Source organism: Nitrospira marina (genome assembly GCF_059568365.1).
In genome coordinates this window covers 1,720,701-1,747,012 of the sequence record NZ_JCANTH010000001.1, presented here as the reverse complement: position 1 = coordinate 1,747,012, position 26,312 = coordinate 1,720,701, and the positions used below count along the sequence as shown (strand labels likewise).

General features: G+C 53.3%; 24 protein-coding genes. 21 read left to right on the top strand and 3 right to left on the bottom strand.

Features of this window, described 5'->3' with window-relative positions:
- Positions 1-284 precede the first annotated feature (284 nt).
- Positions 285-839, bottom strand: coding sequence for a hypothetical protein (locus tag LX98_RS07140; RefSeq protein ID WP_496428248.1), 555 nt, complete (start codon positions 837-839; stop codon positions 285-287).
- A gap of 238 nt (positions 840-1,077) precedes the next feature.
- On the opposite strand from LX98_RS07140, the gene LX98_RS07135 reads away from it, so the two are divergent.
- From LX98_RS07135 to LX98_RS07035, 21 genes are all read left to right on the top strand, one after another.
- Complete coding sequence (locus LX98_RS07135; protein ID WP_496428247.1) at positions 1,078-2,049, top strand: aldo/keto reductase; 972 nt, start codon at positions 1,078-1,080, stop codon at positions 2,047-2,049.
- Between the two features lie 258 nt (positions 2,050-2,307).
- Positions 2,308-2,712: a hypothetical protein gene (locus tag LX98_RS07130; RefSeq protein ID WP_496428246.1), complete on the top strand. Its 405-nt coding sequence runs from the start codon at positions 2,308-2,310 to the stop codon at positions 2,710-2,712.
- Positions 2,713-3,160: 448 nt separating this feature from the next.
- Entirely contained in the window at positions 3,161-3,424 is a 264-nt protein-coding gene (locus tag LX98_RS07125; protein ID WP_496428245.1) for a hypothetical protein, read from the top strand.
- A gap of 120 nt (positions 3,425-3,544) precedes the next feature.
- Positions 3,545-4,219 carry a deoxyribose-phosphate aldolase gene (gene deoC / locus LX98_RS07120; protein WP_496428244.1) on the top strand — a complete coding sequence of 225 codons (675 nt, stop codon included), beginning with the start codon at positions 3,545-3,547 and terminating at the stop codon, positions 4,217-4,219.
- Between the two features lie 223 nt (positions 4,220-4,442).
- On the top strand, positions 4,443-5,039 hold the full coding sequence (locus LX98_RS07115) for a sigma-70 family RNA polymerase sigma factor (protein ID WP_496428243.1): 597 nt from the start codon (positions 4,443-4,445) through the stop codon (positions 5,037-5,039).
- A gap of 196 nt (positions 5,040-5,235) precedes the next feature.
- Complete coding sequence (locus LX98_RS07110; protein WP_312641985.1) at positions 5,236-5,454, top strand: heavy-metal-associated domain-containing protein; 219 nt, start codon at positions 5,236-5,238, stop codon at positions 5,452-5,454.
- Positions 5,451-5,591 carry a hypothetical protein gene (locus tag LX98_RS07105; RefSeq protein ID WP_496428242.1) on the top strand — a complete coding sequence of 47 codons (141 nt, stop codon included), beginning with the start codon at positions 5,451-5,453 and terminating at the stop codon, positions 5,589-5,591. The genes LX98_RS07110 and LX98_RS07105 overlap by 4 nt, the downstream gene beginning before the upstream one ends.
- Positions 5,592-5,817: 226 nt before the next feature.
- The gene (locus tag LX98_RS07100; RefSeq protein WP_496428241.1) at positions 5,818-8,244 is read left to right on the top strand and encodes a heavy metal translocating P-type ATPase; all 2,427 of its coding nucleotides are present in this window, start codon (positions 5,818-5,820) and stop codon (positions 8,242-8,244) included.
- A gap of 380 nt (positions 8,245-8,624) precedes the next feature.
- On the top strand, positions 8,625-9,641 hold the full coding sequence (locus tag LX98_RS07095) for a ligase-associated DNA damage response exonuclease (protein WP_496428240.1): 1,017 nt from the start codon (positions 8,625-8,627) through the stop codon (positions 9,639-9,641).
- Positions 9,638-11,254, top strand: a complete 1,617-nt coding sequence (locus tag LX98_RS07090; RefSeq protein WP_496428239.1) for an ATP-dependent DNA ligase — start codon at positions 9,638-9,640, stop codon at positions 11,252-11,254. The genes LX98_RS07095 and LX98_RS07090 overlap by 4 nt, the downstream gene beginning before the upstream one ends.
- A complete protein-coding gene (locus LX98_RS07085; RefSeq protein WP_496428238.1) occupies positions 11,251-13,731 on the top strand; it encodes a ligase-associated DNA damage response DEXH box helicase in 2,481 nt (826 codons plus the stop codon). Before LX98_RS07090 ends, LX98_RS07085 begins: the two co-directional genes overlap by 4 nt.
- Positions 13,728-14,408, top strand: coding sequence for a ligase-associated DNA damage response endonuclease PdeM (pdeM, locus tag LX98_RS07080; protein ID WP_496428237.1), 681 nt, complete (start codon positions 13,728-13,730; stop codon positions 14,406-14,408). The genes LX98_RS07085 and pdeM overlap by 4 nt, the downstream gene beginning before the upstream one ends.
- A 161-nt stretch (positions 14,409-14,569) precedes the next feature.
- On the top strand, positions 14,570-14,806 hold the full coding sequence (locus tag LX98_RS07075; protein WP_312641999.1) for a type II toxin-antitoxin system ParD family antitoxin: 237 nt from the start codon (positions 14,570-14,572) through the stop codon (positions 14,804-14,806).
- The gene (locus LX98_RS07070) at positions 14,799-15,089 is read left to right on the top strand and encodes a type II toxin-antitoxin system RelE/ParE family toxin (protein WP_312642001.1); all 291 of its coding nucleotides are present in this window, start codon (positions 14,799-14,801) and stop codon (positions 15,087-15,089) included. Before LX98_RS07075 ends, LX98_RS07070 begins: the two co-directional genes overlap by 8 nt.
- Positions 15,090-15,182: 93 nt before the next feature.
- Positions 15,183-15,848 carry a class I SAM-dependent methyltransferase gene (locus LX98_RS07065; RefSeq protein WP_496428236.1) on the top strand — a complete coding sequence of 222 codons (666 nt, stop codon included), beginning with the start codon at positions 15,183-15,185 and terminating at the stop codon, positions 15,846-15,848.
- A gap of 766 nt (positions 15,849-16,614) precedes the next feature.
- Entirely contained in the window at positions 16,615-18,042 is a 1,428-nt protein-coding gene (locus tag LX98_RS07060) for a BamA/TamA family outer membrane protein (RefSeq protein WP_496428235.1), read from the top strand.
- Between the two features lie 1,231 nt (positions 18,043-19,273).
- The gene (locus tag LX98_RS07055) at positions 19,274-20,356 is read left to right on the top strand and encodes an SIR2 family protein (protein WP_496428234.1); all 1,083 of its coding nucleotides are present in this window, start codon (positions 19,274-19,276) and stop codon (positions 20,354-20,356) included.
- A 782-nt stretch (positions 20,357-21,138) separates the two neighbouring features.
- Complete coding sequence (locus LX98_RS07050) at positions 21,139-21,624, top strand: DUF1456 family protein (protein WP_496428233.1); 486 nt, start codon at positions 21,139-21,141, stop codon at positions 21,622-21,624.
- Positions 21,625-21,656: 32 nt separating this feature from the next.
- Complete coding sequence (locus tag LX98_RS07045; protein WP_496428232.1) at positions 21,657-21,848, top strand: hypothetical protein; 192 nt, start codon at positions 21,657-21,659, stop codon at positions 21,846-21,848.
- Between the two features lie 897 nt (positions 21,849-22,745).
- Positions 22,746-23,039, top strand: a complete 294-nt coding sequence (locus tag LX98_RS07040) for a nucleotidyltransferase domain-containing protein (RefSeq protein WP_496428231.1) — start codon at positions 22,746-22,748, stop codon at positions 23,037-23,039.
- A complete protein-coding gene (locus LX98_RS07035; RefSeq protein ID WP_496428230.1) occupies positions 23,029-23,382 on the top strand; it encodes a HepT-like ribonuclease domain-containing protein in 354 nt (117 codons plus the stop codon). The genes LX98_RS07040 and LX98_RS07035 overlap by 11 nt, the downstream gene beginning before the upstream one ends.
- A 691-nt stretch (positions 23,383-24,073) precedes the next feature.
- Here the strand turns inward: LX98_RS07035 and secB are convergent.
- Together secB and LX98_RS07025 are read right to left on the bottom strand one after the other, a co-directional pair.
- Positions 24,074-24,541, bottom strand: a complete 468-nt coding sequence (secB, locus tag LX98_RS07030; RefSeq protein ID WP_496428229.1) for a protein-export chaperone SecB — start codon at positions 24,539-24,541, stop codon at positions 24,074-24,076.
- Positions 24,542-25,039: 498 nt separating this feature from the next.
- Positions 25,040-25,930 (bottom strand): MBL fold metallo-hydrolase, encoded by an 891-nt coding sequence (locus LX98_RS07025; protein WP_496428228.1) that lies wholly within the window; start codon positions 25,928-25,930, stop codon positions 25,040-25,042.
- Positions 25,931-26,312: the final 382 nt, after the last annotated feature.

Here is a 26,312-nt window from a genome sequence, read left to right as displayed (position 1 = left end):
CAGAGATTTGCGTCCTTTTGTCCACGAATACGCTGAACGACTATACACCACCATGTCAAATTTTTTCGAGCACACAGGAGCCAGTCGGACTTGGGGGATCGGGAGCGAAAAAGCGGCTGAGCGAGGCCAGATTTTGACGATTTCGCCGGCCCATAGTAAGACTATGGTCCAAGAAAGCGGTGAAATATGGACCGCTTAAACGCTTTTGCAGCCGATTCATCCTAAGTCCGACAGGCTCCAAGGATTCCATTGCCATGAACCGGGCCATGGCCTGTTCTACCTGGTCACTTCAGGATTTTCAACTCTTTCTCGATGTTGCCCTCACATTTCCGACAAATCCCATGCGTCAGGGAAGGCACAACCCTGCTGCCAAGAAGATCAAGATAATTCACCACCTCCTCCAACTCGACCCATCCCTGGTTCGGGAGACGGACTTTCATACACCAACTACAGATCGTCAGAAAGGGCTCCCCTCTCTGTACATCGGGATCGAGGAACAAAACAGGGTCTCGTGGAACCACACGGATGGGGTGAGTCGAGAACATCAGTTCGTCCTCCTGAAGAGGAGACACCATGAGTTGAAAATACCGGCGACATACCGGGGAATCGCAGCGAAACTTGAAAACCGCTGCTTGCTGTTTCTTTCTCACGACCTTAAAAATATGGCGGTATATCTGACGGAGTTCCTCCCCGTCGATGAAATCCCAGAGGGACTTTCCAATGACATACGCGCGATTCAGATGCCCTCCGGCATTTTGGCAGGCAAACTGTAGCCACCCCTCATTGATAAACCGAATGCAATCGGCTTTATCGATGCTATATTGAACTGACGTGAGCATGGTGGACCTCCGGGTGGGATGGGGCCTCCCACTACAATCGTGAAGAAGGGGTCATCATACGCCAAATGGGAAAGCAGTTCAAAATCGTCATAAAGGCCGGGGCCCAGGGGATTCAGGACACCCAACACCAGCCCCATTCCGGCGTTCGTGTTCTCTTATCCTGGAAGAGATTTATTCATTCTTGCTAGAGTGCATCCGTGGTCCGCTGTGTGCGTCATCTATTATGAGGAGGGGCTGAATGAAATATGTCCACCTTGGTCGATCCGGGTTGAAAGTCAGCCGCTTGTGTCTGGGCACGATGAATTTCGGACCGGAAACCACAGAAGCCGACAGTGGAACCATCATGGATACCGCACTGGAACTCGGCATTAATTTTTTCGATACCGCAAACGTGTATGGCTGGGAAGTGGGGGAAGGCATTACCGAACAGATCATCGGTCGTTGGTTTGCGCAAGGAGGCCAACGCCGGGAAAAAGTCGTCCTGGCCACCAAAGTGTTCGGGCGGATGGGAGACTGGCCCAACCAATCTCGTTTGTCCGCACTCCATATCAGGCGGGCCTGTGAAGCCAGTTTGCGCCGGCTCCAAACCGATTATATCGACCTGTATCAGATGCACCATATTGACCGGCATTCGCCATGGGAGGAAATCTGGCAGGCCATGGAACAGCTCATGCGCGAGGGAAAAATCTTATACGTGGGGAGTAGTAACTTTGCGGGATGGCATCTGGCGCAAGCACAGGAAATGGCCAGGCACCGGAATTTCCTGGGACTGGTGGCGGAGCAGAGTTTGTACAACTTAAATGACCGCATGATTGAGCTGGAGGTCATTCCAGCCTGTGAAGCGTACGGTATTGGCTTAATTCCCTGGAGTCCCGTCGCCCGCGGCCTCCTGGCCGGGGCGCTTGAACCCGCGACCAGCGGACGACGGGCCGATGAGGATCTGCGAAAGAACGTGGAAAAATTCCGGCCACGGTTGGAAGCCTACGAAACACTGTGCCGGGAAGTAGGCGAAACGCCTGCACATATCGCCATGGCATGGCTTCTTCATCAACCAGCCGTCACGGCACCTATCATTGGGCCCCGAACCCTGGATCAGTTACAGGGCGCCATGCACACCATCGACATCGCACTTTCCAAAGAGGTGTTGAAAAAATTGGATACCATCTTCCCCGGACCAGGAGGCCCCGCACCCGAAGCCTACGCCTGGTGAGCCCCCTCGCCGGGTGTCAAAAATTTGTACCTTGTGCATAAAGGGATAAATCATCGACAAAATATTGACGGGTGCGTTGCCCCCCACACCGGCCTCACCACCATTCGAATTCCTTTCAACTCAACGGGTTGACCTCCCCTAAATCACAACCAACCGTTCACGTCATCTGTGGCATACCGGTTGCTCTAAGGAACAGAGAGGAAGTCCACTCACAACCAGGTTGAGTCGGGCTCAGGGCCTCAAGCCAAGGAGGATGTCATGCGCACGACCATCCCCATTCACGCATTCACCATCGTTTTAGCCCTTATTCTCATTGGAGGAGAAATCGTCACAGCGGAAATGCCGCCTCCCGAACCGGATGAGGCCTACCTGGTCGACGAAGATATCAATATTGTCACCGGCCTCTACATCCGAGAATATTCCCTCCGAAAAGACGGCATCGTGGATTACAAAACCGCCCGCCAAATTCTCATCTCGGAATATAATGAACATTGGAATTCGGTGGTCGAAACCAAAGAATGGCCATTATTCTACTGGCATGATGTGAACCAGGACGGACATTGGACCATGTTTGTCGACCGAAAGGTCAAAGGCTGCACCTGCGATATCGTCCCCTACGAAGTGAAGACGGAGGACGCGATGGCACAAAAAGATCCTTTTTAACTCGCAGGGTCTTAAATAAGCGCCTTGGCCGTACGCACATACCTCTCTGTACGCTCCGCCCGTTAAAGCGGCTGCGGCTTTTCCATTGAAAAACCTTCGTACAGAACTGGGCTGTTCTTTTTAAACATCCTGCTTCGCTCAAAGAAGATCGTAAAATTCTGGACTCCGATACGCTCTCAGAAGAACTTTGAGGTTTTCAACAGCCAGTTAGACACTTGCACGACTCGACCCAACACAACCCTGTGCTCCACAGGACCAGGTGCCACGCTTCCTCGCCTTCTCCTGAAAATCGAAATGTTTCCTGTCTCCCTGCACAGCAAAGGAATCGCCGGTTGACCGGTGAATGGATTCGCCTTGATGGCGAAGTACACTCTTGGTCCGGTTTCTTGCTAATCTAGTAAAAGATTCATCGACTAGTTCTGTAGGGTTTCAAGAAAAGGAGACATTCATGGGACAATCATTAGAACAGCTGCAAAAGATTGCCGATGATCTGAAACGTCAACGTGACGAGCTTCAGGTAAAATTACACCTGGCCAAAGCGGATGCGCGTGATGAATGGGCGAAACTTGAAACACGGTGGGAAGACGTCAAGACCAAAATGGAAGCGGTCAAAAAGGAAGCCAGTCACACAACCGAGTCCGTGTCCTCCGGCCTGGGACTGGTGCTGGATGAACTAAAAAAAGGCTACGACAATATTCGCAAGGCATTGTAATCCGTACCCTGTCAGTGCGTGTTTGTTGTCTAATCCGGGTACCAATACAACATGGTCAGGTCATAGGAATTCTCGGAGGGAATACCGCAACCTCTCGAAACACTCATCGGAGCCTGCAGGATGACCCGCGACGAATTCACCAAAATTATTGACCATACCGCGTTAAAACCGGAAACCACCAAAGACCAGATCCGACAGCTCTGCGAAGAAGCCATGACGTTCGGCTTCGGGGCAGTCTGCATCGCCCCGCTCTGGGTTCCGTTTGCCACGCGTTGCCTGACGGGATCTCCCGTCCGGATTGCCACGGTTATTGGCTTTCCTCACGGCAACACGCTTCCGGATGTGAAAGCCTACGAGGCCAAACTGGCAATTGAAGCCGGAGCGCATGAATTAGATATGGTGATCCAGATTGGCTTGCTTCGAGCGGGCAATCATGGAGCCGTCCTGGACGATATTCAGGGCGTCATGAACGTCGCGCGTCGTGTCTCCCGATCAAAAATCCTGGTCAAGGTCATTCTGGAAACATCGCTCTTAAATAAGGAAGAACAACAAACAGGTTGCCAACTCGTGGAGAAGGCCGGAGCGGATTATGTGAAAACGTCGACCGGATTTACCGGTCGCCACGTCACCATTGAAGAGGTGGGGTTTTTACGGGGTATTGTCGGAACACGGGTGGGCGTCAAGGCGGCCGGGGGCATCCGCGACCTGATCACTGCGGTGGCGTTGGTCAATGCCGGAGCCTCCCGCCTGGGTAGTTCCTCATCAGTGTCCATCATGCACATGTGGCCTGGGTAAAGACCGTCGTCTTTGCACATTCAAACTCGCGCACGATGTTGGATGACCAGCCATCCTTTTCCATTCAATTTCCCTTTCGAGTCATCATTCCCGCCGGGCGTAAGCGGTAAGGTATGGTTCCAGGTCGTCTCTTCCGTTAGACGTACCCGATCTTTCCGAATGCCGACCGGGCGTGCTATCGTCTCGCCCTCCTGAACGTGTTGACGACAAACTTGAATAGCCCATGAAAACCGAAGCCACATCTGAAATGGGGAAAGATGCCCAACACCATCCCCTCTTGGACGAGGTGATGAAGCAGTTAACGGATCACCGCCAGGCCTTTCACGCCTTCCTGACCCGCCGTCTGGGTAATCCCGCCTTTGCCGAAGACCTCCTGCAACAATGTTTCATGAAAGCCCTGGCCCATTTTCATTCCATCAAAAAGATGGACAGGATCATCCCCTGGTTCTATCAAATCCTTCGCCATGCGTTGATTGATTATTATCGAAGCAAAGAAACGGACACCAAGCGGTTTCAAGCCTTTCTGCTTGAGACCGAGACACTGGGCACCCATCAGGTCCCTTCGCTGGATGAACTCCAACCGACGATTTGTGCCTGTCTGGATCGTCTCGTGGTCACCCTCAAACCTGAATATGCCGACATCATTCGCCGGATCGATTTGTCCGGAGAATCGCTGCAATCCGTCGCCAAGGAGTTACACATCACCACCAATAACCTCACGGTCCGTTTACATCGAGCGCGCCAGGCCTTGCGCAAGTCTCTGGAAGATTCCTGCGGGATTTGTAGTAAGCATGGGTGCTTGAACTGCACCTGCGAATAAGCCCCAACTCCCCTTCTCCCTACATCTCCCACATCCTCTTCCTCCTTTTTGCTCAATTTTCTTCCCGTTCCAGTTTTAAATAATCCCTCGCTGTAAGAATCAGGAAAGAGTTCCGTCTATATAAGCAAACGGGCATGTCGGACACCGAACAGGACATGCACCACACACAAACCAATTTCAACAGACGGAGGTTCCTATGGAAGATCTCACACTCACGATTGAAGGCATGAGTTGCGGGCATTGTGTGCAAGGCATCACCAACATCCTTTCCAAGTTGAAGGGCGTGAAGGTGGATCAGGTGAAAATTGGGGAGGCCACCCTTGGCTTTTATCCGCAGACCATCACACCCGACCAAATTATTCACGCGATCGAGGAGGAAGGCTACAAAGCCCGGCTCAGCATGGAGGCCGTATGAACACCATCGAATGGATCGTCATCATCGGTGGGCTGACGGCAATTGCCTGGGTCAATTGGTACTTCTTCATGGCTCAAGCTGTTGCAGCCAAGCGGGTGCAGAGGAAGACGGAACTCAGGACATCAGCTCCACGATGAACGATCAATGAAACCTTAACGCCCTAGCTTCCTTGTCATTCTGAGTGCAACGAAGAATCTCGTTCAGCGTGGAAGTCTGCACCTGGGCACAGATCCTTCGCCGAACGGCTCAGGATGACAACGGGGTGGGAGGCCAAGCAAGAACGTGCAGACTTTTTACATGCCTGAAAATTGATATCAACAATCTTATCCATCAGCATCGAGCCGACAGAATAGGAAATCGGACATGAACACTGTCATCGCAAAACCAGAGAGCATACGATCACATCCACCCGTGAGGAAACAGGACGAATCCGCTGACATAAGCCCTCCCCGACGGGTCAGTCTTTCGGTCGGCGGGATGACCTGCGCCGCCTGCCAAATCCGCGTGCAACGTGCGCTGGACAAAGAACCCGGCGTCATTCAGGCCTCAGTCAATTTGATGTTGAAATCGGCGGAGGTGACCTACGATCCGGTCACCACGACACCGGATGCGGTCAGACGGGCCATTACACAGACCGGATATGAAGCGGAGATCCATTCGTCGGATCACACGGACCAGGATGAGCAGGCACAACAGGAACAAAAGCAGGCGGAGGAATTTCGATCATTTCGCAACAAGGCGGTGGTCAGCGGAATACTCGGGGTGGTTGCCATGGTGCTCTCCATGCCGCTCATGAGTGCCGCACCCACACACCCGCACGGTGGGGTGACCGATCCGTTCATGCACTGGATCATGGGATGGATGACACCCGTTCTGACATCATTCGCTCCCGATCTCTATGCGATAAATCCAAATATCCTGGCATTCACCCTGCTCGCCATGACCGTCTTCGTCATGACCTGGGCAGGCAGACATTTTTATACGCGGGCCTGGGCCGCCTTCCGCCATCATTCCGCCGACATGAATACCCTGGTGGCGGTTGGCACCGGCGCAGCCTTTCTTTTCTCCCTCCTGGCCACTCTCACGCCGGAGATCTTTTTGAGCCGAGGCATGGCGCCGGAACTCTACTATGAGGCCGTCATCATGATCATTGCGTTGATTTTGACGGGTAATGCACTTGAATCAAGAGCCAAACGCCAAACATCGGCGGCCTTGCGAAAACTCATGACGCTTCAACCCCGAACCGCCCGGATCATCCGGGATGGCCGGGAACAGGAGATCCCGGTGGAAGACATGCGCACCGGGGACACCGTGCTGGTCCGTCCCGGAGAACGCATCCCCGTGGATGGCACATTGCTCGCCGGAACCAGCTCGGTCGACGAATCGATGCTCACGGGAGAATCCATGCCCGTCGACAAACAACCCGGCGATCGCCTCATCGGAGGCACCATGAATACCACCGGGGCGTTTCAGTATCACGCCACGACCTTGGGCTCAGACAGTGTGCTCTCTCGCATAGTGCAACTCATGCGCGAGGCCCAGGGGTCACGTGCGCCCATTCAAAAACTGGCCGACCGTGTCAGCGGGATTTTTGTTCCCGTGGTTCTCTCATTGGCGATTGCGACATTTATGGTGTGGTTTGTGATGGCGGATACCGCCCCTGCCATTCGCGCCCTGGTTGCCGCCGTGTCGGTACTGATCATCGCCTGCCCCTGTGCGATGGGATTGGCCGTGCCCACGGCCGTTATGGTGGCTACCGGCAAAGGAGCCGACCTGGGCATACTCATCAAAGGTGGAGAAGCGCTTCAACGGGCAAGCCAGGCCACGACCATCGTGATGGACAAAACCGGCACGCTCACCGAAGGACAACCGGCCGTCACCGAAATCCTGTCGGCCCCCGGCGTCACACACACCGCACAAGAGATCCTTCGTCTCGTCGCCTCGGTGGAAAGTTCCTCGGAACATCCGCTCGGCCAAGCCATCGTGCGGCATGCCACAAGAGGGAAATACCCGCTGTCACCGGTCTACGCGTTTCAAGCGATGACCGGACGGGGTGCCGTGGGAGTGGTCGAAGACTACAAAGTCGCCGTGGGAAACCAGGCCCTGATGTCTGAGTTGGGAATCCAGACCGGCGCAATCCAAAAAGATGTCGAGCGGTTCGCCTTGGAAGGGAAAACCCCCGTGTATGTGGCCATCGACGGAACCGTGGCGGCCTTAGTAGCCATTGCCGACCCGCTGAAAGCCTCGTCTCGCGAGGTCGTCGACCGCTTGCACCGGCTGGGGTATCAGGTGATGATGCTCACGGGCGACCATCAACGCACCGCAGAAGCCGTGGCACAAATGGCCGGGATCACACGGGTCGTGGCGGGCGTCTTACCCGAAGGAAAGGTGGCGGAAATCACGCGGCTCCAGGCAAAAGGAGAAGTCGTCGCCATGGTCGGTGACGGCATGAACGACGCACCCGCCCTCGCCCAGGCAGATATCGGCATTGCCATGGGAGCAGGGTCCGATATTGCCATCGAAGCCAGCGATGTCACCCTCATGCGCAACGATCTGCGAGCGGTCGGGTCCGCCATCGAGTTGGCCCGGCAGACGATGAAGACCATGAAGCAAAATTTGTTCTGGGCCTTCATTTATAATGTCGTGGGCATCCCGGTTGCGGCCGGTATCCTCTACCCCATCTGGGGCATCATGCTCAGCCCCATCCTGGCCAGTGCCGCCATGGCCTTCAGCTCCGTCAGTGTCGTCACCAACAGCCTCCGCCTCCGCATGTGGTCGCCGGAGAACTGAGCATCGTCAGCCAACTTGATGGGCCCAGGCAGCCGGGAAGAAACGAATCCGTTTCCTCCCGGCTTTTCATCGTTCCGGTATCTGGCTTCAGGAATTGGAGTCAACGTTTTTTATTAGCTCTCACAACAGCAATCCGGCTGATCTGTTGTCTCAACATATTTCAAATCCTTTTCAACACTGTCGACACGCAATGCCACGCAAAGAGCTCACGAATTTGCCCTCCCCAGGAGGCCCGCCATATGTCGCGTGTCTAACCTTTTGGTTTTTTTCTCCTTTCCAAACCTGATAAATCCTCTTCTGGAGGAAGCGGAAGACCTTCGCCAACCTTGGAAGGAACGCCCATTTGATACAATTATGGGTTACCCCTGGACAGAGACACTATGACTTCTTTTGCACTTGAAACCGCATTGATCAAAATGACCCCCTACGGCCTGTACTGTCCACAGGGGAGGTTTTACATCGATCCGGTCCGGGGACCGGTCGAGCGGGCGATCATCACCCACGGACATGCCGATCATGCCAGAAATGTGGCCGAGACCTATTTCAGCACCATTGGATCGTCACCGATTTTGCAGAAACGTTTATCCAACGCCATTTCTTTGCGCACGGTTTCCTATGGTGACCCGTTTACTCTTGGGGAAACCACAGTCAGTTTGCACCCGGCCGGCCATATTTTGGGTTCGGCTCAGGTCCGCGTGGAGCATCAAGGAGAGGTCTGGGTGGTGACCGGGGATTTCAAACGGGACCACGATCCGACCTGTCAGCCGTTTGAGGTCGTTCCCTGCGATACGTTGATCAGCGAAGCCACGTTTGCCCTTCCGATTTATCGTTGGCCTCCTGCCGGGCAGGTGGCCCGAGATATCCTGGCGTGGTGGGACGAAAACATCGAACTCCACCAGGTCTCGGTTTTGTTCTGTTACGCATTGGGAAAGGCACAGCGCGTACTCGCTGAGCTCAATAAACTCACCGACCGCAGAGTATTGCTGCATGGTGCCATCTTACCCATCGTGGATATCTATCGAGAAGCGGGCATTGCCATGTTGCCGACGGAGAAAATCGACCTCCAGAATAAACGGGACTATGCCGGTGAAATGATATTGGCTCCTCCCGGCGCGCTGGGATCGCCCTGGATGCGACGGTTTAAAGGCGCTCAGACCGGGTTTTGTTCAGGCTGGATGCGGGTGCGCGGCAATCGCCGTCGCGGTGGATATGATCGGGGCTTTGTCCTGTCCGATCACGCAGACTGGCCATCGCTGCTGCAAACGTTTGACGACAGCCGAGCCAGCCGCATCCAACTGCATCACGGATTTTCCGACATCCTGGTGCGGTACCTTGGCGAGCAGGGTGTGAATGCGATCAGCCTGGGATCACCTTTTGCGGATTTGGAGTCGGTATGAAACGGTTTGCCAATCTCTACCGGGCTTTGGATCAGACCACCTCGACGAACATCAAGCTCGCCGCCCTGCGGCGGTATTTCGAGTCCGTCCCACCGGCCGATGCGAGCTGGGCGCTGTATTTCCTGTCCGGCCGCCGGTTCAAGCGCATGGTGGGACCGGCCAATTTGCGGCAGTGGATGATCGAAGCCTCGAATCTTCCGGCCTGGTTGGTGGAAGAGACTTACGCCAGTGTCGGAGACCTGGCTGAAACTGCGGCGCTGTTGACCGATACCCAAGCGCCAACTTCAATCAACCATTCCCTATCGGAATGGATGGAGAAAGAAATGCTGGTATTAGGCATGGAACCTCCTGACCAACAGCGCCTGCGGATCCAAAGTTGGTGGCAACATCTGGATTACGATACGTGCTATTTGGTGAATAAACTCCTGACCGGCTCGCTCCGGGTTGGTGTCTCCCATCTTCTCGTCGCCCGCGCATTAGCCGACAGCGCCAATTTACCTCGGCCGGTCATTCTGCACCGGCTGATGGGCCATTGGGAACCGACCCCGCAATTTTATAACCAATTGATCGCTCCGGATGACGGCTCCACCGATCACTCCCGCCCGTACCCTTTTTGCCTGGCCAGCCCCTTGGAGCAACAGAAAACACTTCAGGACCTGAAGACGCAATTGGGAGACGCGCGCGAGTGGTTGGTGGAATGGAAGTGGGATGGCATTCGAGCTCAACTCTTGCGACGGCCTGAGGCCTGTTACATCTGGACCCGCGGGGAAGAACTGGTCACCGATCGCTATCCTGAAGTGCGGGACGCCGCGTATGGGTTGCCTGAAGGCACCGTGCTCGACGGAGAAATCCTGGCCTGGTCGGAGGAGACAGGCGTGATGCCCTTTACGATCCTGCAACGCCGGCTCGGCCGCAAGACCGTCGGCAAAAAACTTCTGCAAGACATTCCCATTTGTTTCATGGCCTATGATCTCATCGAGCATGAAGGCCAGGACATGCGTCAGCATACGACGACGGAACGGCGTGCCCTGCTGGATACGCTCCTCAAACAAGCCGGACCGGTTTTGAAAATTTCACCGCTGCTGTCCGTCACCAGTTGGGAAGAGGCCGAACAGTGGCAAGCGGAATCGCGGGGGCGATTTGTTGAAGGATTAATGTTGAAACACCGGCACGCCCTGTACGAAGTCGGGCGCCGTCGCGGGCATTGGTGGAAATGGAAAATCACCCCTCACACCCTCGATACGGTCATGATGTATGCCCAACCCGGCCACGGGCGCCGCGCCAATTTATACACCGACTATACGTTCGGCGTGTGGCAGGATCAGGAATTGGTTCCGATTGCCAAAGCCTATTCCGGACTGACCAATGAGGAAATTTATGAATTGGATAAATGGATACGGCAACATACCCTCAAACGATTCGGGCCCGTGCGCTCCGTGAAGCCCGAACAAGTCTTCGAATTGGCTTTCGAGGCGATCAACCGGTCATCCCGCCACAAATCGGGTGTAGCCGTGCGGTTTCCCCGCATTGCCCGATGGCGACGGGACCTTCATGCCAAAGATGCCGACTCGCTTGCTGATGTTCATTCCCTGCCCGGGACGGAAACCGCATGAGCACAGGCACACGAATCGATGCGTATTTCAAGGCAAAAGGGTGGACCCGATTCCGCTTTCAACGGGAAGCCTGGCGGGCTTATCGACAAGGGCGGTCGGGGTTGATCTATTCCCCGACCGGTAGCGGAAAAACGTTGGCCGCCTGGCTCGGGCCGGTTCGTCGCGCGCTCGAGACCCCTGCCGACAACAAAGGGTTGCAGGTGTTGTGGATTACTCCGCTGCGCGCGTTGGCCAACGACCTGGCCACGAATCTACGCGATTCGGTCGAAGCTCTGGATCTGCCCTGGCGAGTAGAGATCCGGACGGGCGATACCGGCTCATCCGTCCGCTCCCGACAACGGCAAAAGCCTCCGGAGGCTCTCATCACCACCCCCGAAAGTTTGTCGTTGCTGTTGAGCTACGCTGAAGGAGAGCAATTGTTTTCCCGATTGCATACCGTGATCGTCGACGAATGGCATGAACTCATCGGAACCAAACGCGGGGTTCAGCTTGAATTGTGTCTGGCCCGACTTCGACGCTGGCGGCCGGGCCTGCAGACCTGGGGTCTCTCGGCCACATTGGGGAATGTCGATGAGGCGATGGAGGCCTTGCTGGGTCCGCATAGGAAGGGAATCATGATTCGGGATTCGCAGCCCAAAACCACTCACATCGAGGCGGTCCTTCCGGTCTCGGCCGGAAAGTTTCCCTGGAGCGGCCACTTGGGTCTTCAGCTTCTTCCTCAGGTCATCGAACTTTTGGAAAACAGCAACACCACCCTTCTGTTTACCAATACGAGGGCGCAGGCCGAACAGTGGGCGGAGGCCCTTGGTAAAGCTCGGCCTGACTGGACGCCGGGAATCGAACTTCACCATGGATCGATCGATCAGTCGTTGCGTCATCGTATCGAGGAAAGATTGCGGGCCGGTGACGTGCGCTGCGTGGTATGCACCTCATCTCTGGACCTTGGGGTGGATTTCAGCACTGTGGACCAAGTGATTCAGGTGGGAAGTCCTAAGGGCATTGCCCGCCTGTTGCAACGGGCCGGCCGGAGCGGCCATCAACCGGGCGCCGAATCACGGGTGGTGTGCGTCCCCACGCATGCATTTGAACTCGTCGAAATCGCCGCTGCCCGGCATGCGGCGGAAGCCGGGTTTTTGGAATCCCGCCCTCCTCTCCGGTGGTGTCTGGATGTGCTCGCGCAGCATCTCATTACCATCGCCCTGGGCAGCGGATTTGAACCCGAGGCGATGCGGGAAGAAATCGAATCCACAATGGCTTTCGTCGGCCTTCAGGACGCGCAATGGCAATGGGTGTTGGACTTTATCACCCGGGGAGGCCAAACGCTGCAGGGCTATCCGCAGTTCCATAAAGTCAACGAGAGTCAGGGAGTCTATCGGGTGGAGGATCGACGTCTTGCCGCCCATCATCGGATGAGTATCGGGACGATCACCAGCAATACGGCCATGCAAGTCCGGTGGCTACGCGGTGGACTCCTCGGTCATATTGAAGAGGATTTTATCGCCAAGCTCAGAAAAGACGATCGCTTCCTCTTTGCCGGCCGACTGGTCAAATTGATGATGGTCCAGGACATGACCGCCTACGTGCAGCATGCGACAAACGGAGCGCGAACGGTCCCTCGATGGCAGGGCGGGCGCATGCCGCTTAGTAGTGAGTTGGCCGACAGCGTCTTGGCGCTGCTCGGACGATCCCGAACGGAGAACGTCCCCGACCCCGAAATGCAGGCCATCCGGGATCTGCTGACCCTCCAAAGCCGCTGGTCTCGCATCCCCGATCCCTCCATCCTGTTGTGTGAGATGGTGAGGGGACGGGAAGGGGTCAGCCTGTTTTGTTACCCCTTCGGCGGGCGCCTGGTGCATGAGGGCCTGGCAACCCTCCTGGCCTACAGGTTGACCCGCCTCCGTCCGATGACCTTCAAACTTTCCGCCAACGACTACGGGTTCGAATTATTATCGAAAGAAGACCCCGACCTGGACGAAACGCTTCTTTCGAAGATGTTGACGACGCAGAATTTGTTGGATGATCTTCACGGATGTGTGAATACCACAGAACTTGCCCGGCGCCAGTTTCGGGATATCGCGCGCATCGCCGGACTCGTCTTCCAGGGTTATCCGGGAAAGAATAAAACCACCAAACAGATTCAGGCCTCGAGTAGTCTCATTTACGATGTGTTCACCGCTTATGATCCCCACAACCTTCTCCTCGATCAAGCGTGGCGCGAGGTCATGGAAAACCAGCTTCAATCGACCCGACTGGCCAGGATCCTCGAGCGTATCGATACCCAAACTCTCGTTCTGACCCATCCCAAACGCCTGACGCCCCTGGCTTTTCCGCTCTGGGCCGAGCGAATACAAAGTCAAACGATTTCCAGCGAAACCTGGCGGGAACGCGTGCTGAACATGATTGCCTCGCTGGAGAAGGAATCGCACGAGCGTCGGAGTGTCAGAATGGCACGCGTACTGACCGGTCATCGCAGATGAACGCCAGGCGAGCCGGTCATCATCAAGAAAGGGTCATTGACTGCGCGGGGGAAACCCTCATTCTCCATAGTCAACGAGCCATCTATCGTCCCTCCACCAGGACATTGCTGGTGGCTGATATCCATCTGGGGAAAGAAGCGGCCTTCGGACGGGCGGGCCTGGCCATGCCGTATGGGATTCATCCCTCGAATCTTCTGCGTCTTTCACAGCTCATTGCCTGGTGTCGTCCGGATCAGCTGATCGTGCTCGGCGATTTAATGCACACCGCCCCCGGGCAGGACGAAACGTGGCCGGATGAATTCTTACAATGGCTGAAATCTCATTCGTCGTTGGAAATCGCCGTGGTCGCCGGCAATCATGACCGCGTAAAGGGCCGGGAGATGTTCGGGTCGCAGGTCAAGTGGCTCCACGAACCCCATGTCGCGGCCCCCTTTGCCTACGCCCATCAACCCATATCTTCTGAGGGACTGTTTACGCTCGCCGGGCATCTTCATCCCACCTTTCTACTTGCCAGCCGTGGAGACCGTCTCCGGAGTCCGGTCTTTTGGTTTCGGCCCGACTCAGCGGTCCTCCCGGCCTTCGGGACGTTTACCGGGGGATACAATATCTCACGCATTCCCGGCGACCGAATATTTTTTATCGGCACCGGGGAAGTCATTGAAATTCCACCGCGCTGAACATCATATCCATCGGCTGGAGAAGGCCGTTCCCAACGATGAAGGTGAGCGGGTCAATATAAAGAATCGCCCCTCGAGACGACCCGAACGAAAGTCGCACAGGACGTCTGGTTGGAACGGATTGCCCATCTATGCCAAAATGAAAAAATGGAGGCGAGTCTATGGCAACAATGAATGTGTCGGTTCCCGATCCCATGAAGGACTGGGTGCAGGGTCAAATTGCAACGGGAAAATACGCGAACGCCAGCGATTACGTTCGTCATCTAATCCGGCGGGATCAGGAAAAGGTCGAAGTGTTGCGACGGACACTTCTCGAAGGAGACCGCAGCGGTGTGAGCCGCCGGAAAGTTGAGGATATTATGAACGATGTGAAAAAACGATGTGCAGACCATGAGTGAGTATCAACTCTCTAAAAAGGCAGACCAGGACCTCCAGCGAACCTATGAATTTTCCATCCAGCAATTCGGGCAAAACATGGCGGATGAATATTTCCTCTCCTTCAGGGATTGCCTGCTGCAGTTGGCCGACAGTCCAACATTGGGAAGGGACTGCAGTGAAATCCTGCCCGAGTATTTTCGCTTCGAATGTGGCCCCCACTCAATTTTTTACAAAATGGGAAAGAAGCGGATTGTGATCGCCAGAGTCATCCACCAAAGTATGAATCCGGACATCCACATGTAATCAGGTTGGATCGTTCCGCTACTCTCCCAGGAAACTTCTCTCCTCCCATCCTTCCTACCGGGACCATGTCCAAAGAAATCCGTCGATAAACACATGAAGTATTGCCTGCAATTACACAATCAACAATGGCAATTGATCGACCAGGATGCGCCGGACCTGACTCCGGTGGTCATTGACTTTGTGTCCGGCAGAACCGCCTACCGGAGAAAATATGGGCACGCCGGTGGCGAGGCCATCAGCAAAGCGGTCGGCATCAAAAAAGGCAAACGCCCGACAATTGTGGATGCCACTGCCGGGTTGGGGCGTGACGCCTTTGTCCTGGCTACCATTGGCTGCCGCGTGCATATGATCGAGCGATCGGCAATGATCGCCGCACTCCTGGAAGACGGCTTACGTCGTGCCGCAGCAGATGAGAAAATTGGCGCGCTCATCCAAGACAAACTCACACTCACCTGCGGCGATAGCCGTCAGGCGCTACTCCAGGTCCCGTTTGCACCCGAAGTCATCTATGTCGATCCCATGTTTCCTGTAAAAGACAAATCAGCCTTAGTAAAAAAAGCCATGCGAATGGTCCAGGATGTCGTCGGCCAGGACACCGATGCCGATGAATTACTAAAGGTGGCGCTCACGATTGCCACCAACCGGGTCGTCGTCAAGCGCCCCGCCTATGCCGATTATCTCGCCGGCATCAAACCCCAGGCCTCAATCAAAACAAAAAAACACCGCTTCGACATCTATCTCATCCCCAAGCAGCAGTAGCGCCCCAGTCATCCTGCGCCTCTTTGTTCTCCTTCATCCCTTTGTCTCTTGCACCCCTCCGTCATCCTGGGCCACTCAGTCCTCCTTCACCTTTTTGTCATCCTGAGGGCACCGAAGGATCTAGCAAAGCAGTGGCCGCGACAACATAAGCACCGACCTTTCGCCCTTGCACCAGCTTTCCTAATCAACCGACAGCAGTGACCGATAGAACATATGCCAAGGTCCACGGACTCATCACCTTCAGGTCAATCGACGCCTGCCGGCTGGCCCCAGGAAGGGACGCTCTTCGCATGTAGCGGACCGTGTGTGAGCCCTTCGATTTTTACTGTCCTCCTCCTCCGTCACCCCCGACAGTTGTTATCGTGGATCTATCTTCCCCTCATGAAGCTCCCCTGGCCTGGTGGCATGGCCGAGCAGTGCCACCGGCACCGGGAAAAAGGCGGGCAGTGTCTGAGCGCAGCGAGTTTGCCCGCTGCCGGTGTCGGTGAAACGCGCAGGGCACCCGAAGGGCCATGCCACGGCCAACATGGTTTTGGCCACTTTTGCCGAAACAAAAGGACCTCGTCGTCCGGGGACGAAACCCCGTCAGATTCTAAAACACCCAATTTCAACGGATGCCCTAGCGATTCGATACGCTTCACCCCCAACACCCCATCGCCAAACATTCATCAAGAATAATTCTGTACTTTTTTTTCATGGGTTGGGTAGCATGGTCGCGGGTTCATTGATGAATCAAATTCGCACCTGATCAAGACACATCAGGCGAATGGGACAGAAAAAATATCCATCGAAAGTTTCGACAAATAGAATGATGAATGGTCGTCGAATCCGCTGCGTCTCGTTCTACATATTCTGGGTCCTGCCGATGCTCCTCCTCTTCCCGCTTCCGGTAGTAGCCGAAAACAGCGTTCCCGCTTCTGCCGCGGTCGAGAAGGAGGTAGCCTACGACCCCTATCGAGGACTGGACCAGAATGGCCGGATTCCCAGGATCGACAAAGCCGCTCTTGTCACCAAGCCCGAACGCTGGCGCTATATCCCCGAGGGCCGACTCAAGCCCGGCGGGTTCTTCGAGCGCTTCCTGGTCTCGAGCTTCTTGCTTCCGTTCTTCTTCGCCAACTCCGCTGTCGGCGCCGGATTGGGCGTGGCAATCACCGACATCGATTTCCGTGCTCAACGTCGTCGTGAATTCCTTGGGGCCTTTCTCTCCCACACGACCGAGGGCCAACAGAGTTATGTGTTGCGGTGGCGACGGTGGCTCAAGCATCTCGAAGTTCCCACGGGTGGCGTGCTCCAGGAAGAACGCAGTTTCGTAAGCGCGGGCGGGGGATATCGCAAGACGCTGACCAGCCGCTTCTTCGGGATCGGGCCATCGACCAAGGAAAGTCAGGAGACAAGCTATACCGACCAGGTCGCCTTTCTCGAACTGGGTCTCTCGGAGTCGCTTGAGGGATCGTTGGAAGATGTCGTCCTCGAGCTGGATGTGCGAGGGGAACACCACTGGCTCAGCCGGGGCCGCGTTGGGGGCGCCGGGCAAACCGACACCGAGTTTCCCGGGCTCTTCGCCGAGGCGGATCCCTATGGTCTCGGGTGGGTGGGCGGCGGCATTCGCTGGGACACGCGTGACAGCCAGCGCAATCCCTACCGCGGGACGGTCCTGGGCGGGAGAGTCGATGCCGCGCTACTCCAGAGTGATTGGAACCGGGGTGCGATCTACCAACTCTTCGGCGACCAGCTGATCCCCGTTCCAGGGCTCTTTCACGATGGAGGAGGCGAAGACGAAGAGCACCCGCCGACCGACACCATCGCGCTCCACCTCGAGAGCCAACTAAGCTCCGGCGACCTGCCGTTTTTTGCGCGGCCGACCCTCGGCGGCAGCCGGGTGCTACGCGGGTACATCGCCGGTCGCTGGCGGGATAATGCGGCCTGGGCTGCGGCCACCGAATATCGCGTCTGGGTCCTCCCACGCGGTTTCCCCATCTGGCGATATCTTCGGATCGAGCGCCTTGGGCTGGCGCTCTTCTACGAAGTCGGCAGTGTCGCAAAGAACGGATTAGATTTCTTCCAGGAACGCGTGCGCCAGAGCTACGGGGTCAGCGCCCGGTTCACGTTGGAGCGTGCGGCCATCTTTCGCGCCGATTTCGGATTCTCGGAAGACGGGATGAATTTCACAGCAGGCTTCGGCCTCCCCTTTTAACCTGTCCTCCCTGAAAGAAAACCAGACTCACCATTGCTCCGACGCCTGCCGGCTGGCCCCAGGGAAGGACGCTCTTAGCATTTAGCGGACCCTGTTTGAGCAGAGCGAGTTGATTCCCTATTCTTCTTTAGGCTCCCATGGCCTTGTGACATGGCCGAGCAGTGCAACCAGCGTCGGAAAAAAGGCAGGCAGTGTTTGAGCCCTTCGGCATTGGCTCAGGATAGACTCCGCGAGTTGGACCACCCTCCGTGGTTTTGCCTCAGTACGCTTGCATTGTGTTCCGACGCCTGCCGGCTGGCCCCAGGGAGGGACGCTCTTCGCATTTCGCGGACCTTGTCTGAGCCAGGCGAGTTGGTCCGCTCTTCAAAAGATTGGCGTCCCTCCCCTCCCATAAGGCCAGACGGGGCGTCAATGGTTTTGGCCACTTTTGCCGAAACAAAAGTGGCTCGGCCGCCGGGACGAACCCCGGCACCTTACCATTGAAATCTCAAGGCCACCTCGCGAGTCCAAACTAGACCAATCATAAATTCCTCAGAACTTCAAAAGAAATTTCCTCAATTCTGGTTCTTAGAATGTTGAACAATCACCCTCGAAATTTCGCGGCACACGTATCAATTTACCTCTGCAGAATTTCTGGAAGAAACCTGTCGAGGAACCTTATCCGATTTATTAAAATTTTTTCTATTTGGATCTCAAACTATTCCTCAGTCTCCCAAAGCAATTTTTTTCTGTACTTCATTTCACTTCTGATGTACGATCCCCAAGGATTTACTAATGAACACATTTCCAAACCTTGGATATTACCTGACTCCCCCAACAGGTTTATGCCATTCCCTCCCAACCAAGTATCCAGCCAAAGTGAGAAACTCCGCCTAGTCGTTGCCATAAATCATAAGGGCACATTCGCACCATCTGTCCTGAATTTTTTCCATCAACTAAAGAGTCAAAAATATTCGAAAGGCAAGGTACTCGTAAAATATGTACCTCAATCCTTATGAATAAAAATGTCCTCGCCGAACAACGCCGCATCGTCGCCAAAGTGGATTAACTCATGGCCCTCTGCGATCGACTAGAAATTCAATTCACCACCGCCCAATCCGAATTTGAACGATAGAAATTGAGATTTGTGGCAACCATCTACCATTGTTGTTTCTTAGTTTGAATAACCAAGTATATCTGAACCAAAATTTATAGGGTTGCAAAGGATAGTCCTAAGTAAGGAACGGGTTTTATGCCGGAAGAAAAAACAATTTTCGTCTTGGGTGCAGGTTTTTCTAAAGGGTTTTTACCAAAAGCTCCTCTTCTGGTGGGAGATTTTGATATAGGTCCTCTTATAGAGCAATTTGATGAAAAACATTTTCCAATTGCTCACCGCATTTTGAATGCAGAATTAAAGAGCAAAGGGTCGAACGGTATAGATATTGAGCGATTAATGACTCGTCTTGATGGTCATATGCCATATGATTTTCAAGAAAAAGGAATTCAGGAACTTGATCACCTATATCACCATGTTAAAGACCAATTTATAAAAGGGCTTGAAAATGCCATAAAGGATTATCCTCCTGATCAGTTGTTACAAAAATTCGCAGATTACTGCATAGAGAATAAATTTGATTGTATTACTTTTAATTATGACGATGTTCTAGATCAGGCTTTATGGAAGCATAAAGAAGTTTTTCTAAGAAGAGAATATCGACCTTATTGGCATCCCGATGGAGGATATGGATTTTTTTGTCGTCCGGCTGATTCATTAGTGGAAGATCAACATTATAAAATGGAAGAAACTTCCATGCTTTTATTGAAATTGCATGGTTCAATTAATTGGCGAATACGACTTGGAGCACCTCCACCTTATGATGTCCATTCAATTATCCACTTTCAATCGTGGTATCCTCCAAAGGAGTTATTGCAACAACTTCCTTTTCCTCCTGAAAACCTCATCGAAAGGCATTTGAAGGATGAACGGCTTATTGTCTTGCCCGTCTTATTGAAATCAGCCCTGACTGCAGAGCCAATGATGAGACTTCTCTGGAGTTTGGCATTTAAAAAACTTTCCACAGCCAATAAGGTTGTATTTATTGGGTATTCATTTCCACGTACCGATATAGCTGCTAGGTTTTTATTTAGTGAGGGATTGCGTCACTTAAATGAAAATAATAACTCAAAGATTTGGGTCGTGAACCGAGCTAACGATGATTCAGCTAAAGGGGCTTTACGTGAAGTCTACCGAGAGGTTTTTCCGGATATTCCAGATAACCAATTTGAGTTTTGCGGTACCTTAGAATATTGCCGAAATCTTTTAAAGGGCGCTTAATTACCCTTTCACAAATGAGATCTATGATGACTCCTTAAACTTGTGAGGATCAAAATTCTATTTCTAAAAGACAAATACTCAGGGTCAGGCCGGGCATTTACACATCACTTCCACCTACTCCCTTGCACCCACACTTCTCCGTTCCTCGCCTCCCCCATTTCTATTGAACAACATCGTGTTGGAGTGGGAGAGACTTCTTCTTTTCGATTTTCTCTGGCCGCCTCTTCCTGACTCAGAGCTTAACCTGCCTTTGGCGTGGCCGAGGAGCGCAGCCAACTGCGGAGATTCGGCGAGGACTGTTTAAGCCCTTCGGCTTCGCTCAGGACAGGCGGCGCGAGTTCCGCTTCGAAACAAACCCCTACAAGGACGAGGGAGTTTCTGACTTTTTATTGGATTGGTGGTCGGGTCATGCCTTCATACGTTACACTGCTTCTGGCCTGGGCTTGTCCTGCTTAATGGGAAAGTCGACACGCACACGCGAAGGAACATAATGGGAATGTTGAAAAAAGCTACCAGCGGCGTTCTCGCCGTTTTGTCGTGCTCACGTACTGAGGGTACGCTCCGGGCGCCAAAATGGCTGTGGCCTTGCTGGATGACGTTTTTGAACATTCCCGTCAGCTGCTGATGCTTAAATTTTTCTCGTGTATATTCCGGTGATTTTTGAGATTTATTCAACAAGGCCAAATGGCCGGTGCTACGATCGCGTTCGCTGATGAGAAAATTCGAAACCAACTCTCACCAATTCGTGGTACAGAGAACCATGAAGTCACGGGAACACAGACATGAACAATAATTATTGCCTGCGTCGAATTCGCTACATCCTGGATTTTAGTGATTCTAAAATGATTGATGTCTTTGCTCAGGCCAACCAGACCGTGACACGAGCAGAGGTGAGTGCGTGGTTAAAAAAAGATGATGATTTGGATTTTGTGGAATGTCCTGACCCCATGTTCGCCACGTTTCTCAATGGGTTGATTAACGATAAGCGTGGCAAGAAGGATGGCGCGCAGGTTGAACCGGAACAACGGCTCAACAATAATATTATTTTCGTCAAACTGAAAATCGCTTTCAATTTACAAGCCGATGACATCTTGTCGATATTGGCTTTGGCTGATTTTCGTATCAGCAAGCATGAGCTGAGTGCATTTTTTCGCAGACCTGATCATAAACACTATCGCCAATGCCAAGACCAGATTTTGCGGAACTTCTTGAAAGGCCTGCAACTTCAGTATCGTCCCGAGATGAAACCCGACGAACTCTTACAATAGCCACCCCTTGAAGTCGTGGGGGATGCCTTTGGTTGACTCCTACTCCGCCTCTCCCACTGGCCGGCATGGCCACCGTGTACTTCGGGACGTCGATTCCTTATCTGCAACAACACGGGTGGCGGCAAATCGGTATCCGGGCCGAGGAGGTGGCGCGCCGTACGCCATTTCAGAACACGAAGGTTATGGGTGGCATTCTGGGACGCGAGTGCAATGCGGTTATTTGAAGCCGCCAACCGCGATGCCACTAAGGATTAAATCTTTCGACCATTGATTTGGGAACAATCATGCGCCGGGTTTCGGCCCGGCAGCCGAGGTGCTTTTGTTTCGGCAAAAGGACCAAACAACGGTTGCGCTCCGCGAGACGCACCTTGCAAAACGACGCCCCGTCTGGCCTCATTGAAGAGGAGGGACGCCAACTTTGAAGAGCGGCCCAACTCGCAGGGCTCAAACACGGTCCGCCAGCTAATAAGAGCGTCCCTCCTTTGGGCCAGCCGACAGGCGTCGGACGACAGAAGAAACAACGTTCGTGCTGCAGGGTCAGGGCTTCCATTCACATATCACTCCCACCTTGCCCGCAACCTCCCCACTGACGACCACCTGGAAGGACGGAAGGGCGTAATGTTTCGATACGCGGGATGAGGCTGGGCACAGATCCTTCGCTGCTGCTCAGGATGACAACCTATTTTTTCCTTTGCCAGACTGCTCTCGTCCGGGAATCATCCTAAAGAAAGGTCCTGGCCTCTCAGGATATCGAACGGGGATGGCTCGCCTTTTGGCCGGGGTCTTTACTCCGCATTGTTCATGGCTGCATGAAGATGAATGTCCCATAACAGTTGTCCGGTAGGCCACATAGTTATGGCCCACCGCCTTTGCAAAGGGAAAATACCACGGTTAAGGATGCCTCTATTGGGTGCAAGGATGGGTCTTCGCATCGACCGAGTGTGCCCTCGGCACATGCAGACGATCTGCCAAAAAATTGTGATAATGCTAACCTAAATCGTTTTTGGTAAGGTTCAGCCAGAAAAATGACGATGAATTGACAGAAGACACCTATCGGTGCCTGGAAGGCTCTGACATCTTTTTTGATGGCAGGGCGCATACTTTCATGTGGAGGCGATGTCATGAACCACAAGAATCTTGTCTCGTTATTGGGCAGCAGGCGGGAGGAAATCGTTCGCCGATTTGCCATTAAGACATTGGGTATTTTCGGGTCGGCCGCCCGTGATGAAATGCATGAGGGAAGCGATATTGATGTTCTTGTGGAGTTTCAGTCCTCCCCCACCTTCGATGCCTATATGGATCTCAAGTTTTATTTGGAGGATCTTTTTCAGACAAATGTCGATTTGGTCCTTGAGGATACCGTGAAGCCTCGCATGCGTTCTTTGATCGAAAAGGATTTGATTCGTGTCGCGTGATTGGACGTTTTTCCTTGAGGATATTCTGGAAGCCGCCAATAAAGTGCTTCGCTATACCAACGGCCTGACACTGGAAACCTTCCAACGTGATGAACTGGTTTTCGATGCCGTGGTCCGCAATTTGGAAATTATCGGCGAGGCCGCCAAACATTTGCCAAGAGACGTCCAAGAAATGATGCCGGAGGTTGAATGGTCCAAAGCCGCCGCATTTCGTGATGTGATCGCCCATGGCTACTTTGGCTTGAATGTCCACATTATCTGGGATGTGGCCCGGAACAAAATCCCAGACATCTCCAGGTCTGTCGAAAAACTGCTGACAACACTACGAAATGATCAAACTTAAGCCGTCTGATTTCTTATCTCAGTCGACAGATGAGGTGGTGAGGTTTTTGAACCACGCCTGCCACTTAATTTCCTTCAACTCTCCTGTCTTTCACAATCGGTGTCAAATGTTGTATTCCTCTGCGGGTCTTTGTGGCACTTGCATTTTAGAGGCCGGAGTTTCGGCCCGGCAGCCGAGGTCCTTTTGTTTCGGCAAAAGGACCCAAAACCATTGACGCCCCGTCTGGCCTCATTGAAGAGGAGGGACGCTAATCAAGCGAAGAGCGGACCAACTCGCAAGGCTCAAACACGGTCCGCCCGCGGATTAGGAGCGTCCCTCCTTTGGGCCAGCCGGAAGGCGTCGGACTACGGAAAAAACACTGTTCGCGCTGCAGGGTCAGGGCTTCCATTCACATATCACTCCCACCTTGCCCCCTAACCTCCTCCCCCACCTCTATTGGCCGATATTGTGTGGCACCGCGAGGGAATTCTGCTTTTCTGTTTTCTCTGGTCTCGATCGGCTTAGAGAATGGAGATAGATTACCGGTTACAACCGGACAGGGATGACGGAGGATTTGATACCTGCCTGCTCTCTTCCTACGAGTATAATAATGAGGGAAAGACGGATTGCCGATTTCTTTCGTGATGTAACCCTTCAATACGCTAGTGCCCCGCTCCCTTCAGGAAAACACTTCGCCCGGAAAGCTGCTGCCTCAGTGGATGGTGGCTGCGGAATCGGGCGTCGTCTGCTTCTGTTGATGTTGTTGCTGCTGTTGATACAGGGCTTCAAAATTCACCGGGTTGAGCATGACGGTCGGGAATCCTCCCCGCGTCACCGCATCAGACACCGACTCACGAACATAGGGAAAGAGAATATTTGCACACCCGATCCCTAACACCGGTCCCATTTCCGATTCGGGGACATGCTGAATCCGAAATATGCCGGCCTGTTCCACCTCCACAATAAACATGATTTTTTCGTTAACCTTGGCCGTCACGGTCACCGTCACGGACGCATCATACATGCCCTCTTCCACACGAGTATGTTGCGTCTTCAATTCGACATGAACCTGTGGGGCTCCACCCTCCCGAAAAATGCCGGGTGCATTGGGGACTTCCAAGGACATATCCCTCACGTAGATTTTCTCTATGGTAAACACGGGCTTCTGTTCTTCAGTCATGGGTCATCCTCTTGTGAGTGAATAGAGATGGTCATCAAGCCACACACGGGCCTGAGCAACCTGATCTTCCGGCATTCTAAAAAAAAAGAAACCCATATTGTCATCCATACCTCATGAGACGCAACCCGGCTTTCGTTTTCTTCTTCATGAAGAGGGAGATCGGAGTTCCGCCTTGCAGGCACCCATACCCCACGCCCTGTCCCACATCATCCGTTGTTAAGCCTGCTCCACTTCTCACCGTCGATTCCGACGGGAACGGTCGAACAAAGATGAGAATGGATGTCCGAGGACGAATGTCGGGCATGAGGCGTTTGGGATGGATGGCCAAGGACAATTATGTGTGGACAGCCCTGTGGGGACCCAGGTTTTTACATTGATATAATCAGGTCAAGTGCGGTTATGTGTCCGGCTTTTTTGTGCAGCACCCATACCTGCGGGCCTTGAAGGAAATCGCCAAAATGGGGTCTCACTCATCACCGGCGCGCCAATAAGTGCATACTAGTGTTCAGGTATCCAGGGAAATGGACCCATCCATTCATCGAGGAGAATTCGCCAGGCGTTCATTGGCAACCATTCTTTATACATTGCCCAATCTTTGTATTTAGGAAGTTGTACGACATTGGGAACCATCATTGGATTGGTACCCTTTTTAAATTCAGCAAAAATGGCTCCGCGTAAGTCCTGAATAAATTGGATATAATTCTTCACGTCTTGCTTGGTGCCCCCTTGTAAAGGATCGGCATTATGGTTGTGTGAGTAGACAGCTTTGTCGAAATCCATTTGTTCAATGACTTTTAACGATCGCTCCCATTCTTTAATATTGAAATCTGGCACAATATTAAACATGACCCGATTCGGGACCACGAGATCGGCCACATAAGCAATTTTTTCTTTCGGAAGAAGAAATACGGTCATGCCGAGACCGTGATTCATCCCCAAATAATGTAATTCAACGACAGTGTCGCCAAGAGTGATATCTTTTCGATTTCCCTGCCAACTTTTGTCTGGAACGATCATATCCGGACCCGTGTTTGCCTTCATCCATGCGTAGGCCTCCTCATGGGCCATGAGGGTAGCTCCGGCATCACGAAAGACTTGCCCGCCACTCGCGTGGTCCCAATGATTGTGACTGTGCAAGAGATACTGAATAGGCTGATCGGTGATTTCCTTGATCGCCGTTATCATGCCGCGGGCGTGTTGCGAACTTACGGATTCAATGGCGATGACGCCTTCATTCGTCACCACAAACATCGAAAAATAGCCGTTGGCCGGATTTCCATAGCTATACACCCCCTCCGCGATCTTGGCGGTGTTCGCGGGAAGATCCTTTCCCAATGCGATACCTGATAAAAAGAGCGCCACCACCACTAGACTCGAAAAGTGTTTCATGCCATCAACTCCTTGATTAAACAGATAATGTTGAAGTCCGAGGAATAGCATTCCTAAAAACACTTTAAGAACATACCGCATTTCAAGAGTTGAGGACAAAACACTAGAGGACAACGACCATTTGTGATCGGTGTACCGTTTTCTGGGTCATCATTGCCCACACCATCCGGGCCATTTATTCGCCAAGGCAACCAAAATGACGCGTGGTGTGCGACGTTCCAGGAGCTATCGCGCAATCCGGGTGTTTCCCGGGTTTATGAGAAAAATGCCGAAGCAAAAAGGTTAGACCAACATAGTCTTTAATCTTCCCAAACCGGGACAACGATTAACTGGCAGATAGGAAATTCCGTGCCCAGGTTGATGTGGAAGGCCAGAGATTGGC

Excerpts from the sequence above, each read along its gene's own strand:
- LX98_RS07140 (WP_496428248.1), bottom strand. The coding sequence starts at position 839 with ATGCTCACGTCAGTTCAATATAGCATCGATAAAGCCGATTGCATTCGG.
- LX98_RS07135 (WP_496428247.1), top strand. The coding sequence starts at position 1,078 with ATGAAATATGTCCACCTTGGTCGATCCGGGTTGAAAGTCAGCCGCTTG.
- LX98_RS07130 (WP_496428246.1), top strand. The coding sequence starts at position 2,308 with ATGCGCACGACCATCCCCATTCACGCATTCACCATCGTTTTAGCCCTT.
- LX98_RS07125 (WP_496428245.1), top strand. The coding sequence starts at position 3,161 with ATGGGACAATCATTAGAACAGCTGCAAAAGATTGCCGATGATCTGAAA.
- deoC (WP_496428244.1), top strand. The coding sequence starts at position 3,545 with ATGACCCGCGACGAATTCACCAAAATTATTGACCATACCGCGTTAAAA.
- LX98_RS07115 (WP_496428243.1), top strand. The coding sequence starts at position 4,443 with ATGAAAACCGAAGCCACATCTGAAATGGGGAAAGATGCCCAACACCAT.
- LX98_RS07110 (WP_312641985.1), top strand. The coding sequence starts at position 5,236 with ATGGAAGATCTCACACTCACGATTGAAGGCATGAGTTGCGGGCATTGT.
- LX98_RS07105 (WP_496428242.1), top strand. The coding sequence starts at position 5,451 with ATGAACACCATCGAATGGATCGTCATCATCGGTGGGCTGACGGCAATT.
- LX98_RS07100 (WP_496428241.1), top strand. The coding sequence starts at position 5,818 with ATGAACACTGTCATCGCAAAACCAGAGAGCATACGATCACATCCACCC.
- LX98_RS07095 (WP_496428240.1), top strand. The coding sequence starts at position 8,625 with ATGACTTCTTTTGCACTTGAAACCGCATTGATCAAAATGACCCCCTAC.
- LX98_RS07090 (WP_496428239.1), top strand. The coding sequence starts at position 9,638 with ATGAAACGGTTTGCCAATCTCTACCGGGCTTTGGATCAGACCACCTCG.
- LX98_RS07085 (WP_496428238.1), top strand. The coding sequence starts at position 11,251 with ATGAGCACAGGCACACGAATCGATGCGTATTTCAAGGCAAAAGGGTGG.
- pdeM (WP_496428237.1), top strand. The coding sequence starts at position 13,728 with ATGAACGCCAGGCGAGCCGGTCATCATCAAGAAAGGGTCATTGACTGC.
- LX98_RS07075 (WP_312641999.1), top strand. The coding sequence starts at position 14,570 with ATGGCAACAATGAATGTGTCGGTTCCCGATCCCATGAAGGACTGGGTG.
- LX98_RS07070 (WP_312642001.1), top strand. The coding sequence starts at position 14,799 with ATGAGTGAGTATCAACTCTCTAAAAAGGCAGACCAGGACCTCCAGCGA.
- LX98_RS07065 (WP_496428236.1), top strand. The coding sequence starts at position 15,183 with ATGAAGTATTGCCTGCAATTACACAATCAACAATGGCAATTGATCGAC.
- LX98_RS07060 (WP_496428235.1), top strand. The coding sequence starts at position 16,615 with ATGGGACAGAAAAAATATCCATCGAAAGTTTCGACAAATAGAATGATG.
- LX98_RS07055 (WP_496428234.1), top strand. The coding sequence starts at position 19,274 with ATGCCGGAAGAAAAAACAATTTTCGTCTTGGGTGCAGGTTTTTCTAAA.
- LX98_RS07050 (WP_496428233.1), top strand. The coding sequence starts at position 21,139 with ATGAACAATAATTATTGCCTGCGTCGAATTCGCTACATCCTGGATTTT.
- LX98_RS07040 (WP_496428231.1), top strand. The coding sequence starts at position 22,746 with ATGAACCACAAGAATCTTGTCTCGTTATTGGGCAGCAGGCGGGAGGAA.
- secB (WP_496428229.1), bottom strand. The coding sequence starts at position 24,541 with ATGACTGAAGAACAGAAGCCCGTGTTTACCATAGAGAAAATCTACGTG.
- LX98_RS07025 (WP_496428228.1), bottom strand. The coding sequence starts at position 25,930 with ATGAAACACTTTTCGAGTCTAGTGGTGGTGGCGCTCTTTTTATCAGGT.